Here is a 15,550-nt window from a genome sequence, read left to right on the forward strand (position 1 = left end):
ATACCGCTCCGGTACTAGGAACTAGGGACTGGGGACTGGAGACTGGGAAACATCCCAAATTTTTTGGGATGGGTCAGAGCAACTTTCATAATTTTTCGTTTTATAACCCAATAAATAGTCCCTTTTACTTAGCTCACTGCGGGCGCAGATGGCAAATTTTGCACCCTCACAGGCAAATTGCCTCGCTGTAGCTTTGCCTAAACCTTTATTAGCAGCTGTCACTAAGCGATTTTGCCACGGAGTTGCAAATCCATAATCTTGATTTTTCTTATTTAGAGTAACTTGAAACCGAGGTGATGAAGAGCTTCACGTAAGCGATCGCGTCCTCTCAGTGATTCTACGGTTGCAATCCGTTGGGCTGAGTGTTCTGACCAATCACCAGGGACATTCATCTTTTGTTCAGTATAGAATTCTTTGATGATGTCGTTGTAGTGAGCGATCGCTTCTTGTTGATCTGCCAATTTATAAGTTTCGCGGTGCAGCACAGCTGATTGTGGCAAACGTGGCTTAATCGCTGCTTCTACCTCTGGATTTGCATGGCCGACACACAGCCCAAATACACCATACACAGAGGAGGGCAAATTCAAAATCTCTGCTACCTCTTGCGGATGGTTGCGAATTCCACCGATATATACTGTACCTAAACCGAGTGACTCGGCTGCAACTGTTGCATTTTGCGCCGCCAACGCTGCATCAACTGTTGCCATCACAAACATTTCCAAATATTCCAGCGCATCATGAGATATACCGCGACTGTCAGCAACGTAACTCAGACGCGCCAAATCTGCTAACCAAACCAAAAATAAAGGAACCTGCTTAATATGTGCTTGGTTTCCTGCTAACTTGGATAACTCCTCCTTGCGTTCTTGATCTTCGACTGCTACCACACTCCAGGTTTGCAAATTAGAGGAAGTAGATGCAGATTGAGCGGCTGCAATTAGCAACTCTAGAGTTCTTGGCGGTAGAGGATCGGATAAATAAGACCGAATTGAACGGTGAGATAGTAGTGCTGTTAGAGAATCATTCCATGCAATTTCGGGATTAAAGGGAATTTCACCATAGCGCGACCGCAGTAGTTCTGTATGATTAGTCATAGTAAATTGATTTATGTTTATCAATATTTCTTTGCCTATTATCCCAGTGCTAAAAACACAGTACTAATTCAGCAAATCAGGTTCTTCGCGCACAATTCTCTCGTAGAGGGGCTGGAAACCGAACCACCCACTTGTATGCGACCCCACTTGAGTTTGTGTTAAACGGGCTGTTTCGTGTTTGATAGTAGTAGGCCTACCCGCAGCTTCTGCCAATAATTGGGCTTGGCACGATCGCTCTAAATTAATGTACCAAAAGGCAGCTTCATCTACCGTATGTCCCACAGTTAAAATGCTGTGGTTACGCAGGATTATGGCTTTGTTTGTTCCCAAAGTTTCCGCTAGTCGCTGACCTTCAGAAGTTTCTAAAACAACACCTGTGAAGTCATCAAATAGGGCATGGTCTTCGTAAAAAGCACAGGAATCTTGATTCAAAGGGTCAAGGAGACGCCCCAAACTAGACCAGGCTTTACCATAAATCGAATGGGCGTGAGCCGCCGCGATCACATCAGGGCGAGCTTCATGAATCTGAGAATGGATGGCGAAAGCAGCTCGATTCACTTCAGCATCACCTTTAACCACCTCGCCTTCTCTGTTAACTAACAGCAAGTCAGAAACTCGGATGTGACCGAAGTAAGTTCCTAATGGATTCACCCAGAAATGGTCTGTAAACTCTGGATCACGAGCTGTAATATGGCCGGCGATTCCCTCACTGAAACCAAACTTACCGAATAGGCGAAAAGCTGCGGCTAGGCGTTGCTTGCGGTGCAGACGTTCGTCTTCAACTCGTTCAAATACAGGGGGTTGTGGTCTAGGGTACTTGGGCATATTCTTTTTCTTCTTTCTCTTTGCAGGGAGCGTTGGAATATCCACGAAAGGATTTGAGGCTGTGAGATTCTGGGATGAACTAGTAACGCAAGATGCAACCAATATCATTATCCAGAAGATGGATGGATACAAATGCGCTCTGGGATGTGGTTTTGACGGCGTGGATATCACCATCTGGGGGTAACAGGCGGTAAATATCCCCTGTTTGAAGCGATGGCTAGGTTGGGCTACGCCTACACACTTCAGTTATTTGTAATTGTGCGTGTCCTTGTGCATCGCCGTTATCTACACGGCGATAGACTGTTTATTCATAATTCCTCCGTTTGGGAGGCGACTAAGATTAATATCAAATTTTTTTATCTTTGCCGACAATAGTATTAGTAGTTTTAACACCGGGGTGAATCTTGAAGCCAAGTTGCTCAAGTGTAAGATGAGAAAGGGACTCCTTCAGAATTATAGTAAAGGGATATCGCTGGAAGACAGTAGCTTTACCTTGTGATAATAGCAGCCTAGCACGGCTGATGCGTACTGGATACAACGGTTGTTGGTTGGCATCGAGAATGAATACTTTAGTCATGTAATTTTGAATTTTAGATTGGCAGAATGGCACGCTGTGCCAAGAAAGTTTTAAGAGCAGGAGTATGAGTTTTTTTTTGGATTGACCCCATACAATAAGACACTAAAGGAATTGACTAAGCGTTGTGACAATACCAATAAGAATTTTTAAAACTGATTCAGCAATTTTTTTATTACTCCTTTGATTAGAGAAAAGATAAGAATGAGAGCCTATAGGTAAACTCCAGGACTCCTGCCTTTACAGCTCATTAAGGATTTTCAAGGAATAAATCATCCAATTTTGTGCAGTAATTTCACAAGCATTACTTGGATATTTTTTATTGGGAAGTCTCTTAACCGCGATATTAATTCCTTTATGTACGGTAAATCGGTCGGATAACCGTTTAAATGACTACAAGCAGAAATTATCACATACAAATTTAAAAATCAAGTCGATTGTCACGAGTTCCAGGTGGAAGCAATGTTTTTAAATATGCTACTGATATCATGTCCGCTTGATTACTTATTAAACCCTAAGAACCCCACCCCGCCAAAGCTACGCTTTGTTTCCCCTCCCGAAGAGCGGGGAGGGGTGCAATGGCTGTAGGTAATCGTAACTAATTATGTGGATATGATATGACTAAGAATGACATGATGACTGCGATCAAAACGCCAAGGGAAGAAAGAGATATATAATTTTCACAAATTATTTAGGACTGCTATGTAGTGCTGGCTACGCCTACGCACTTCAGTTATTTGTAATTGTGCGTGTCCTTCAGCATAGCCGTTATCTACACGGCAATAGACTGTTTCTTCTTGATTTCTGCTCTACACCACTCGTGACTTAACATCAAGGAAAAGCATTAAATTATAATGGTTTTAGTCAGCAATTAACTGTACTAAAAAAATAGATTGAATGGCTGAACGTTGTAGATAAGTTTGCTCTCCAGAAGTCACTTAAAAATTTATAACCAGCGTACAAAAACTTTTTCGCTGACTTAAAAAACTCAGTGAAGAAGGTGTTGGCTTTCCTAAATTTAAAAACAAGTAGAAATGCGAACAGTGAAGCAGGAATCCTGTCACTTGTAGTGGTGTGAGTTTTATTTTAATTACTAACTGGTTGACTTTTTGTGAATATATTTGTAAATTTAACAAACAAACAAAAATTTACAAAACAATAAAAAATACTATGCAAATAATAAAAGATGGTTTGTAAAAAAGTAAAATGACCTATTTACGTTAATACACAAGATGATGTGTTTGTATAGTACGTAAATCTTAGGATTTCAAACTTTTTCAAATCTACTGATTGCTAGAACCATTCAGGCCAATTTCGCAATACACCAATAAAGAAATAAAAGTGATAAAAATAACTAGACGAGAAGCCCTGAAGCTAGGAGCGCTTACAGGTGGTTCTTTGCTGATTCCTATAGGCTTGCTATCTCGTGGACAAGCAGCAACTGCTGGTAGTCCTCAGCCTACTCGTTTTAGTGTTAAACTTCCCATACCGCCAGTACTTAAACCAGTGCGGAGTAATGCGACCACAGATTACTACCAGATCACGATGAGAAAAGCTCAGGTTAATATTTTGCCTGGGCTAACAACGCAGATATGGGCGTATAACGGTATTGCTCCTGGCCCCACAATTAAGCAACGTCAAGGGCGACAATCAATTATTCGCTTTATCAATAATAGTGTCGACACACCTACATCAGTTCACTTGCATGGCATGGGATCGTTACCGCAGTACGATGGCTATGCTGAAGATTTGACACGACCGGGTTTCTACAAAGATTACGTCTATCCGAACAAACGAGCGGCTACGTTATGGTATCACGACCACGCCATTCATAATACTGCGCGTAATATTTATATGGGTTTGGCAGGCATGTACATTGTTCAAGATGACTTTGAGCTTGGACTACCCTTACCCAAGGGTAAATACGATGTACCACTGTTTATCCAAGATAAGCAGTTTACTAATACTGGCAGGTTAGTTTTTAATACCCAAGGTGAAATTAGTCAATATGGTGATGTTATTTTGGTCAATGGTGCGCCTTGGCCGCGCATGGAGGTAGATACCTGTAAGTACCGTTTCCGGATCTTGAATGGTTCGATTTCGCGCTCTTATAATCTTGCCTTGAGCAACGGCGATGATTTTATTATGATTGGCACTGATGCTGGATTAATGAGCGCACCAGTTAAAGTCAAAAATTTCCGGTTGGCGACGGGAGAACGTTACGAATTTATTATTGACTTTTCTAAATACCCAGTCGGCTCTCAGGTAGTGCTGCGAAATCTCGGACTTCCTAACAACACAAATTACGATGGTACGAATCAAATTATGCGCTTTGATGTTGTGCGGCGTGAACCAGATAATAGCTCTATTCCCTCTAGGTTACGTACAATCCAGCCTATCCCAGAATCTTCAGCAGTGCGAACCAGAGAATTTAAGTATGAGCGCTCTAATAATCTGTGGGTGATCAATGGCAAAGCCTGGAATAACACCCGAATTGATGCTAATCCTAGATTAGGCGATGTTGAAATCTGGAAATTGTCTAACCCATCAGGTCGTGCGTTTCATCCTATCCACCTTCACCTAATTGATTGCCTAATGCTTGACCGTAATGGGAGACCACCTTTTCCTTACGAGCGTGGGTTGAAAGATGTCTTTTATGTTGGGGAAAACGAAACTATACGAGTAATTGGTAAGTTTGGCTCTAATACAGGTAAATATATGTCACACTGCCACAATGCGGTTCACGAAGACCACGATATGATGAATCAGTTTGAAGTGGGACAGGGCGGACGCTCACCTTTTGCAGTTGCAGCAAAGCCACTTCCAGCTCCGCCTTTATAGAGTTTAGAGAGGGGGCAGGCACGGGGCAGGGGGCAGGGGAAGCAGGGGGAGCAGGGGAGCCAAAAAAATTTGTATCAATTCTTTCGTGAAATGGTATGAGTACTTGCAACAAGTCTTTCGCCTTGTCCCCAAGTCCTCTTAGTTGAGCGTCAAAAGGGTGTAATTGCTTGTAAATGCAGGGTTTTTTCTAACTGCGGATGCTCGAAGCGAAGTTCTCTGGCGTGCAGATGTAAGCGACTGGTAACTGCACAACATCCATAAAGGCGATCGCCTAAAATAGTTACCCCAAGTCCTCGCGCATCAGCTGCATGAACCCTTAATTGATGAGTGCGCCCTGTGAGCGGCGTAAATTCTACACGGGTGTAATCTTGTTCTCTGGCAATTACCTGGAAGTGTGTCAAGCTGGGTTTACCGTGCTGCCAATCGACTTTTTGATAAGGACGATTTTCAGGATCTCCCCATAGTGGCAGTTCAATTTTACCTCGCTCAACTGTCACAACACCGGAAAGTATCGCTTCATAAACCTTGTGAACCTGGCGTTGCTGAAACTGCTGGCTAATTTGCCGATGGATTTGACGATCGCGTGCCAACAACAAAATCCCAGAAGTTTCCTGATCTAGGCGATGCACAGATGCAAGCGTCATCCCATCCGGTAACAGATGACGAAAGCGACTCAAGACACTATCTTGGCGATCGCTATAACGCCCAGGTACTGAAAGTAATCCAGTCGGTTTGTTCACAGCAATCAGCCATTCGTCTTCATAAATAATGGGTATGACCTCTCCCCAAACCCCTGCACTATCAGGGGAGGGGCTTCTTACTCGCCCTTCCCTTGCAGGTAAGGGGGCTGGGGGGCTATACCTTAACCCAGAGAGCAAAAACCCCATCAATGGCTGACATCGTTCAGCACACGCTCCATAAAATTCTCCCTGAATTTTATCCTGATTTACTGAAGACACTCCCCACCAAAATTCTGCCATTGCCAATGGTTTTAAATTATGTGTTGCCGCATAATGGAGCAGCTTTGGGGCACAACAGTCTCCTGTGCCTGTGGGGGAGCCTCCTGGCATCAATTGCTGTAATGATAGCGATCGCCCAGAAAAATTAGTCAGGCTGTAGGTAGCGTGCATCTGAGCTTGTAATTGCCGGGACAGTGCTTTACGCTGTTGTTTCAGTTCGCTAATTCGCGCATCTGTCGCTGCAATTAACTGCTGGAGAGGATGTAATACAGCATTTTGCTGACGTTTAAGTTGTCGTCGCTCAATTCCTTGCTGACGGCTTTCTTCGTCAAGTTGTTCAAGAGCAATTTTAAGTGCTTCTGGAGTAAACGTATTGCAGATTTGCTGACGTTTTTCCTGTCTTTGCTGTTTGCAATGGCAATGGCGATCGCTCATTGTTTGCAACTGTTGCTTAAATTCATCAGAAAGGGTTTCATACTGCTGGCGTTCTGTCAGTTGCTTTAAGGTAATAATTTCCTGTTTAATCGCGTCCAACTGTGCTAAAGTGCGGGTTTCTTCTAAAGCAACTTCGTCTCGTCCTGGAATTGGTGGAACCCAGTCCTCAACCACACTGCAACCATTCAAAAGACCGGAGAAGGCTTTGAGTACCTTTTGTTCGCCATTAGGCAGTTCAACTAATAATACTCCATACATCTTGCCTTCACGAGAATAACAGTCATTGTCGGCGAGTTGTTGCATTAGCCCGTGGGCGATCGCTTCAGATATTGAGGTGCGGGGTAATCTTAGGCAAGCACCACTTTGGAGACAACGCCCTTCGTACCAATAACTTGGAGATGAGTCGCTGATAGCAAAATCGCAGTCGATGAAATCTGAAAGTGCGTGCAGAACTACCATACAAAGTATGCTTGCAAATCTAGCTGATCTTAACATCTGAAATTATTGCTTTTGCTAGCAAGTTCGTAGTAAGGAGTTTAGCCCTTATTTTTTCTAAGCACTAAACTCCTTATTAAGAACTGTCTAGAATTTAGCCAGCAGAAATCGATGAATCGCTCTCCGGTGGATTGTCTTGTTCTGGTGGAATCGGTTGTTCAAATGAATTATCTTCTGTAGATTTCGCCTCTTCTGTCATACCATGCTGCTCTTGTCCTCTAAGCCCAAGATATGTTGCGGCACTGATTCCTTGCAGTGTAAGAAGTGTTTCATCAAATTCCGGCATTGCCAGATTTTTAATGACCTCCCAAACGAAAAATAGTCCGATCGCAACTGTCCAAATAAATGTTTGAAACCGATGAAAGTTGACTCCATTAATATCTGATAATATATCGTAAAAAAAACCTTCAGAAACGCGTTGACTACCTTTTCTCTTATTCTCATTACCGTGCCCATCAATTAACGAAGTACCAAACGCAGTTATAGAATTGATTCCCAATAATATTAGTGATTGTTCAGTCAAAATATTGGTATAATCTCCTGTTATGCCGTAGATAATCAGGTAAGATCCAAAAATTAAAAATGTCCAAAAAGCAAGTTGAGATATCGATAGACTGAACGGATTTCTATTTAATTTTTTTCTACCAAGAAAAAATTTAGCAATTCGGCTTTTGCGATATTCGTTTTCAAGATCAGCCTTTTCTGCGATCAATAGTTCCTGACCGCCAATCACCTCTTTTTTAGAGTAAACTCCTTCTATTCCAGGGCTACGAAGAGTGTTTCGGCAATACCTAATGAATATTAATACAATAGCCACAAGTAGAAGCAAACACAGCCAAAATCGCCAGGAAAACAGAACTATTTTTAATTGAGGAGGTGATAGAGGATTGCTCACCGGAATCGCCAGTTTTCTGGGACAGCCTACACCTGCTATCACGTTAATACTGTATCTGCTTGCTCTACCAAGAAGTGCATTCCATGCAGGTTGGGATGAGTCGGTACGTTCAAGTCGAAAGGCTAACCAGTTATCATCAACAATTTTACTTTGATTTTTACCCGGAACCATGACGATGACTGGTTCTCCGTGGACATCTTCTAGTTCATAGCCATCCAGATACAAGACTAATTGTCGAGGATCAAATGAATTGGTGGGATTAGCTGCTGCATTTCTAGTGGCTGCTGATAATCCTTCAATTTTTATCCTGATGCGATCGCCCATTTTAACTCGATTACGGCCATTGTCAGCAATGACTTGTTGAGTTTTAAGGCCGGGAGGCACTGAACATATCTGAGGCGATGCAAAATTTACAGCAGGGCCATCTGAACTATCTTGAGCAATTACTGCAAAGTTGATAGAAACAATCAACAGAAAAACCAACAGAAAAATAGCAGTAAATCTTTTAGCATTTCTATACATCGCTCAGTATTCCACTAACAGTGATTACTATGTCGGTAGTGTAACCGTACTTGAGCCATTACGTGTATTAAAAAACTTGTCTAAAAAATAATACCTCCGCCAGACAGAGAGGATGAAGAAAAAGGAGCGGTGGCCAAAGCGGCAGCCATGCGGCAGCAGAAGGTATCTATTGTTTGGGTTAAGGGGGAAAGGTTTTAATTTACCCCTTCCCCAAAATATATATTGCCAAATTTAAACCGTCAATGTTTAACCCTTGAAGATAGATCCGGGTTTTGAAATTCATATTTTTAGGTGCAAAATGTTAATTATTATATTTAAATTTTTATTAAGTTATATTTCTCTAAATAAGTATTAATTAACTTCAAATACTTACTGCAATTGCCTTACACCCGGATTTCTCGAAGAATGATTTCGTAAATAAAATGTTATTTAATTCTATTTTCAGCTAGCTATCGTTAAGTTTGTCAATATAATAGTTAACTTTTGCTATTTTTACTGCAATTTCAAAGTTATAAATCATTCACCTCAATCCTCCAAAGCTTTATTTTGCTCATTTCCTAATTGTTCTATTTTTTGTTAAGAAATATGTGATGGCACACAATCTTTTTTGCTAATTAACATTAGGTGCAAATTGGTATAGTTATAATTTATCCCATAGCTACTGGTTAAAGAATTGAGCATTAAAGAGTATCTTAGACTAAAAAAAATTTAGCCATGAGCCGGTTGGGAAAACTTTTTGGTTTACTGAGTTTACCTGTTCTAACATCAAAGGTTGGGAATTATGGCATCTAATAAAAACATTCAAAATAAAGATGGAAAGTTTTTTGGATTTGGAAAATTCGATAGTGTATTTAACGGTGGGCAAACGCGGCGAAAATTCTTGAAGTATATGATGCTTAGTGCTATAGGAGTTACCGGGACAACTGTTACACTATCACTTTGGCATAAACCAGGATTTACTCAAGTAAATCGTCAAGGAGATTGGCAATGGTGTCGGAAATGTCAAGCATTAAGCTTTGTTGGAAATGATTCACTAGGAGCATGTCCCGCAGGCGGTGTTCATGATCATAGAGGCAGTGGTCAATACGTATTGATTCTGAATTCACCAAATGTAAAAGGGCAGGATAACTGGCGCTGGTGCAATAAGTGTCAAGTGTTGGCTTTTGCAGGGAATCAAACACTTGGAATTTGTGCTGCGGGTGGAGTACACAACCATCAAGGAAGTGGTAACTATGTTCTCAAGCTCAATGAGCCAAACTATCCTGGACAAAAAGAGTGGCGCTGGTGTATAAAGTGTCAGGAATTAAATTTTGGTGGGAACGATTCTCTAGGTAGTTGCCCTGCGGGTGGAGTTCATAATAATTTAAGTAGCGGTGATTACACCTTAGAAATTTTGTAAACACTTTCGTAGTTTCGTAAGGGTGCGTTATGCTTTTGGCTAACGCACCATCCCAATACTTTTGATGCCTTACGCTTCGCGGTAATACACCCTACGAAAGTGTTCTTAAGTAGCGTTTATTCTTTGCAAACCAGTATAAACATTAAACCGTTCTCCGCGCAGGAATCCAATTAAGGTAATTCCAAATTCCTTGGCAACAGACACCGCTAAACTACTGGGAGCGGAAACAGAACAAACAATGGGAACTCCAGCAGTTGTAGACTTTTGCAAAATCTCAAAACTAGAACGTCCGCTTACTAAAACAATACAATTATTTAAAGGCAACTCGTCACTGAGCAAAGCTGTACCAATCAATTTATCCAAAGCATTGTGTCGCCCAACATCTTCGTGCAGGTTTAACAGTTGTCCTTGAGTATTGAAGGTAGCCGCAGCGTGCAAACCCCCTGTAGCAGTGAAGATACCTTGAGCAGCCCGAAGCTTATCAGGTAGGCTGTAGATGATCTCAGGTGTTATCGTTGGTCCAGAAGGAATCACTGGACATCCTCGCAGACGCAAAGCTTCAAGGCTAGCTTTACCACACACCCCACAGGCGCTACTAGTGTAGAAATGACGCTCCAAAGGCTGTAAATCTGGAATCAACCCGTCCCGCAGTTCTACATTTACAATGTTATGGCGTTGCTCACCATCTACCAATTTATCCACACAGTAGCTGATTCGTCGGATATCTTCTCTGCTGTTAACGACTCCTTCACTGTAGAGAAAACCAGCAGCTAGTTCAAAATCTGCCCCTGGTGTCCGCATGGTTACAGCTACCGTCTTCTGGAAAGGAGTAAGGCGAATTTCTAAAGGTTCTTCGGTGGTGAGTTGGTCTAAACGCGATCGCATTTTACCATTTTCCACAACCCAAACTTGCGCTTTGGTTTTACTGCCAGTTTGTATATTCATTACCTATAAAATTTTAGGCATGATCGATTTTTAGAAGTTTTCTGGATCAATATTTAATTCTCGCAGTTTTGCTGCTAAATGATCGGCTCTTTGTTTTTCTTGCTCGGCACGTTGCGTCTGTTGTTGAGCAAACTCTTCAGGTGTGGGAATTAGCTGCCCTTCTGGGGTGAAATAACGCAATTTATTTTCGTGAACACCCAAGTACAAACTTAGTTGCTGACTCCACAACCAACCTTGAGGGTTAGATTCTATGGGTTGATAAGTACCCCCAATTAAGATAAACCCAGCAAATTCTAAATTATTTGGGTCAAACCAGAAGTATTCGGGAGTGCGAAAAATATCTTGAAAAATTTGTTTTTTTAAACCTTTGTCAATCGCCGCTGTGGATTCAGACAGAAGCTCTACAATGATATTGGGATATTTGCCGTCTTCTTGCCATACTACCCAACTTTTACGAACTTTGCGTTCACACCCCAGGGCTACAAAAAAATCGGGTCCCCGGAAGTCTTCTGACTTACGCTGGCGGGGACTGTAGTAAATTGTCAGATTACCCGCAGCATAAAAATCATTGCGATTTTGCCACCACAATTCCAAACATTGTAATAGCAGAATTATTTGGCGTAGATGTAATTCACTTTCCAAGGGCGGTTCGTCACTATATAAGTCTCCTGGAGGAAATATTACATCTTTTGGGAGGTCAAAATCTTTAGTGGCGGACATGAGGGCAAGTTTTGGGGTGACATTAAGTTTAGCGTAGCAGTAGAAGTTATAGATGGTGTTGGCTGCGATATCTGAGGAGCAGTTGCTCTGCGCCTATGCTCATAGCAGCTTAGGATATTAGGTTTGTTTTTCCAACCACGCGATCGCATTATAATCAAGAACCCCTTTAAGCGATCGCTTCTAGTCACAGTCGCTACTTAAAGTTTTAACATTTATCTCTGCTTTCCTATACATTGAAGTAGGCATTTTTGTAACTAGCAACTTGGGTTATCTATATCTGTCTTATGTAGTGAGCCTTATACCTACCCTAAGTAGGGTTATCTATCTGAATTTGTTCGTTAAGTTATATGAAGTACTGAAAGCAAACTTTCTCAGAAAGTAACTGAGGAAACCAAAATAACCTTAACTTAGTTGGAGTTTTTTATGACTTACACAGCTGATGAAGCAACAAAACCAGCTTTACAAACTTTTCAAGACTTTGATGTAGATACTCAGCTAGCCCTACTTTGGTTCGGTTACTTGGATCTTAAAGAACAGCTAAATCCGGCACCTCCTGAAAGCGTTGAAGCTCTTGCTAAAGCAGTGTTTGACCAAATCCAGGACTTGTCTAAAGAAGAACAACTGCAAGCACAACGCGACATTATTAGTGGTGCAAATAACAATATCACCCAAGGCTATACTGCTCTAAGTCCTAATGCTAAATTAGACGTTTGGCTGCTGCTGGCACAAGGAATGGACAATGGAAGCGTCATCCAAGTACCATCTGACTATCAACTTCCTGGTGAAACGGATGAATTTGTCGCAATGATCAAAAAACTAGAGTTTGAGCAGCGCGTTAATTTCATGTTGAGTGTAGTGCAAGGGATGGGTTAGTTAAATCCAAGAACTTTCAAGAGCTTTTTAGAATTGGGGATAAGTGAGAGTAGCAAATTAAGTTAGACCTGGCTCCTTTTGCTCTCCTTTAATAGACTAAGTTAGAGCTACCGCAGAGATGCTTCTCTTTGCGGTAGTTTTGATGCAAGTTAATGAATATATTGGAAATGTTCAAGCTGGAAAAATGAGACTTGATTCAGATTTTTTCCAGCCGGACGATCGCATTATAATCAGGTACACCTTCAAGCGATCGCTTACTTTTATCTAGTAGCACATTCCCTTCTGGCCAATGTACTTGCAAGTTTCCTGACTGAATTGGCGCAATGTAGACTTGACAGAACAACTCGCCTAAATCATTCTTAAGAAGGACGCGATCGCGATCTTTTAAACCCAACTGTGCCGCATCAGTAGCATTCATTAGCACCGCCTCTCGCATGGCCCCAGTAATTGCATCCTTGCGTTCTTGCACCATACTATTAAATTGTTTGCCTCGGCGCGTTGCTAATAAGAAATAACCTTCTGGTAATTCTCTTTGACGTGGCAATAATACCCCAAAGTGTGCTTTCCCATCTGCTGTAGGGAAATTCCAACCAAAGCATAAATGTGAGCCGCCATACTGAAACTGGTCACCAGCCTGCTGTAAATGTTGAATACCAGCATATTGTGGGACAACTTGAGCAATTTCTTGACGGATAGCAGCTGTGTCAGCAAAAGCCAGCTTATCTGCCAAATCTGGCTTTACCCGCCTTGCCAATTCTAAAAACACTTCCCACTCAGGGCGCGTTTCCCCAATGCGTGGCCCCGGAATTTCTGGACTGAAAATTACCCGGCGTTCGGTGTTAGTTTGTGTAACTCCCCCCGGTATTTCATAGCGAGTCGTCGCAGGTAAAAGCACCACAGTATCAGCAGGTTCCACCAACATTTGGCTGGAGAGAACAATATCCATATGTACCCGCAGGGGTATTTGCTTTAGTGCCGCTTCCACATATTCTGGTTCTGGCAGCACTTCTAAAAAATTCCCACCCACAGAAAACAACACATCTAATTTCCCTTGATGTGCAGCATTAATCATTTCTGGAGCAATTAAACCTTTGTTTGCTGGCACTTCAAAGCCCCAATGTTGACTCAATTGGGCAGCATTTTCTGAGGTAATAGGTTTACCACCGGGAAAAACTGTCGCGTAGCATCCCATTTCTGCACCACCCTGCACCCCAGAGTGGCCGCGAATTGGCATTAAACCGCAGCCTTCCCGACCGACAAAACCTTTGGTGAGAGCTAAATTGATGATACTTCGCACATTATCTTCACCGCATTCATGCTGGGTAATGCCCATACTCCAAACAAATACGGCTTTATTAGCTTCTTTAACCATTTTGGCAAAGGCGTACATTTCCTCGCGGGATGTACCAGAAAGCCGCTCTAATTCTTCCCAAGATTGGCTTTCTAACGATGCTTTGAGTTCGGCAAAGCCAACTGTGTGTAAATTTACAAATGACTCGTCTACCCAGTTGTTAGCAATTATATGCTTAATTGTGCCATTTAAAAATGCTATATCCCCGCCCATGTTGATTAAGAAGAAGTCTTCGGCAAACTTCGTACCGAAAACGGCACTTTCCACAATTGAGGGAACCCAGTAGCGCTCCATTCCTGGTTCGCGGTAAGTATTAATAACTACAATCCTAGTGCCAGCTTTCTTGGCGTAATGGAGATACTTAACGGTAACAGGCTGATTATTAGCAACATTGGAGCCAATAAAGACTAATAAATCGGTTCCAATCCAGTCTTTATAAGAACAGGTGGTAGCCCCAGCACCGAGAGCAGCTTTCAGCCCCGCAGTGCTAGGAGAATGGCAGATGCGCGCAGCGTTATCAACATTATTGCTTCCCATTGCCCGCACAGCTTTTTGGGTAACATAATAAGTTTCGTTGACAGTACCGCGACTGGTAATATAAAAACTGACGCGGTCTGGTGTTGTGGAGCGAATGCGATCGCTAATTACCCCTAAAGCTTCATCCCAGCTAACACGACGAAAGCCTTTTTCCCCTCGTTGACGCATCATTGGATAAGGCAACCGTCCCAAGTCTCGTAATTGGGCACTTTTTTGTTTTTGTAACTGCGAAACATCCTCCAATAGCACAGGGTCAAAAGCTGGCATAGTATTCATTCGCAACAGCCGCAACCGAACATTGCAGAGATGAATGCCATCTAAAGTCCAATCCTTCATCCCCGTTGTTCCGAGAGCGCAACCATCACAGACACCTTTATCGAGAATATTCCACGCATAAGGTAGTTTGTCACGAGACAGCCAAATTGCCCGAAATACCTCCCAATAGTTGTTGGGGTACTGTTCGCCAATCCCGAAAGGCTTCCAACTTGCCCAGTTTGAGGGTGTCCAGTGCTTTTTGGGTTTAGGTAACATGATGCAGTGTGTGTGAGTTGCTGGATTATTTAAGGCTACCGTTTTAAGTAGCATTTAAGTAGCAAGCGGTTAAAAATCTAGACAAAAGAGATGAAAACTGAGAAGATAACTTTTCTGGCTCTTAACGACAACTTGAACATCTATAAGCACAACTTCAGCCGTAATAACAACAGCTTAAGCATTACTTATAGCACTTAGAAGATTATTAACTACAGCTTCAGCATTGATAACTACTGTTTAAGCTGTAGTAACAACGACTTAAGCATTAGTTATAACACCTTAAGCATTGATAAGTACTGTTTAAGCCGTAGTAACAACAACTTAAGCCTTGCTTATCAAACTTATAACGTTATTAACTACAGCTTCTTCTGTAGTTAATACTGAAGAAGTTGTAGTTAATACAGCTTTAATTTTTTGAGTTACAGCGCTTAGTCTGGTAACAACTGTTGAAGGAGGCAGAAGGCAGAAGGCAGAAGGCAGAAGGTCTTATTCACAAGGGGATTCAGACCCCTCCTGAATAAAAGCCACCAAATTAAAAATTTGGTGGGGGTCTT

The 15,550-nt window shown here is 42.1% G+C and carries 11 protein-coding genes; 3 read left to right on the forward strand and 8 right to left on the reverse strand.

The features are described from left to right. Positions 1-272: 272 nt before the first annotated feature. The 3 genes from H6G26_RS26850 to H6G26_RS26860 all read right to left on the reverse strand — a co-directional run bounded on the left by H6G26_RS26850 (position 273) and on the right by H6G26_RS26860 (position 2,496). A complete protein-coding gene (locus tag H6G26_RS26850; protein ID WP_190732922.1) occupies positions 273-1,094 on the reverse strand; it encodes an NADPH-dependent oxidoreductase in 822 nt (273 codons plus the stop codon). A 63-nt stretch (positions 1,095-1,157) separates the two neighbouring features. Beyond that, positions 1,158-1,919, reverse strand: a complete 762-nt coding sequence (locus tag H6G26_RS26855) for a class II aldolase/adducin family protein (protein ID WP_199327099.1) — start codon at positions 1,917-1,919, stop codon at positions 1,158-1,160. A gap of 346 nt (positions 1,920-2,265) precedes the next feature. Continuing rightward, positions 2,266-2,496, reverse strand: coding sequence for an RRXRR domain-containing protein (locus tag H6G26_RS26860; RefSeq protein ID WP_190732924.1), 231 nt, complete (start codon positions 2,494-2,496; stop codon positions 2,266-2,268). A gap of 1,338 nt (positions 2,497-3,834) precedes the next feature. On the opposite strand from H6G26_RS26860, the gene H6G26_RS26865 reads away from it, so the two are divergent. After that, a complete protein-coding gene (locus H6G26_RS26865; RefSeq protein ID WP_190732926.1) occupies positions 3,835-5,334 on the forward strand; it encodes a multicopper oxidase domain-containing protein in 1,500 nt (499 codons plus the stop codon). Between the two features lie 149 nt (positions 5,335-5,483). On the opposite strand, the gene H6G26_RS26870 is transcribed toward H6G26_RS26865, so the two are convergent. Further along, positions 5,484-7,187 (reverse strand): pseudouridine synthase, encoded by a 1,704-nt coding sequence (locus H6G26_RS26870; RefSeq protein ID WP_190732927.1) that lies wholly within the window; start codon positions 7,185-7,187, stop codon positions 5,484-5,486. Between the two features lie 130 nt (positions 7,188-7,317). Next, the gene (locus H6G26_RS26875; protein ID WP_190732929.1) at positions 7,318-8,640 is read right to left on the reverse strand and encodes a hypothetical protein; all 1,323 of its coding nucleotides are present in this window, start codon (positions 8,638-8,640) and stop codon (positions 7,318-7,320) included. A gap of 781 nt (positions 8,641-9,421) precedes the next feature. Here H6G26_RS26875 and H6G26_RS26880 point away from each other — a divergent pair. Continuing rightward, a complete protein-coding gene (locus tag H6G26_RS26880) occupies positions 9,422-10,039 on the forward strand; it encodes a hypothetical protein (protein WP_190732931.1) in 618 nt (205 codons plus the stop codon). A gap of 105 nt (positions 10,040-10,144) precedes the next feature. Here H6G26_RS26880 and fdhD read toward each other — a convergent pair whose 3' ends face one another. Next, positions 10,145-10,984 (reverse strand): formate dehydrogenase accessory sulfurtransferase FdhD, encoded by an 840-nt coding sequence (gene fdhD, locus H6G26_RS26885; RefSeq protein ID WP_190732933.1) that lies wholly within the window; start codon positions 10,982-10,984, stop codon positions 10,145-10,147. A 30-nt stretch (positions 10,985-11,014) separates the two neighbouring features. Next, the gene (locus H6G26_RS26890) at positions 11,015-11,704 is read right to left on the reverse strand and encodes a Uma2 family endonuclease (RefSeq protein ID WP_190732935.1); all 690 of its coding nucleotides are present in this window, start codon (positions 11,702-11,704) and stop codon (positions 11,015-11,017) included. Positions 11,705-12,127: 423 nt separating this feature from the next. Between H6G26_RS26890 and H6G26_RS26895 the strand changes: the two genes are divergently transcribed. After that, entirely contained in the window at positions 12,128-12,577 is a 450-nt protein-coding gene (locus tag H6G26_RS26895) for an orange carotenoid protein N-terminal domain-containing protein (protein WP_190732937.1), read from the forward strand. 196 nt (positions 12,578-12,773) lie between these two features. Here H6G26_RS26895 and H6G26_RS26900 read toward each other — a convergent pair whose 3' ends face one another. Further along, entirely contained in the window at positions 12,774-14,996 is a 2,223-nt protein-coding gene (locus H6G26_RS26900) for an FdhF/YdeP family oxidoreductase (protein ID WP_190732944.1), read from the reverse strand. Between the last annotated feature and the right edge of the window lie 554 nt (positions 14,997-15,550).

Source organism: Nostoc sp. FACHB-888 (assembly GCF_014696655.1).
Taxonomy (GTDB): domain Bacteria; phylum Cyanobacteriota; class Cyanobacteriia; order Cyanobacteriales; family Nostocaceae; genus Nostoc.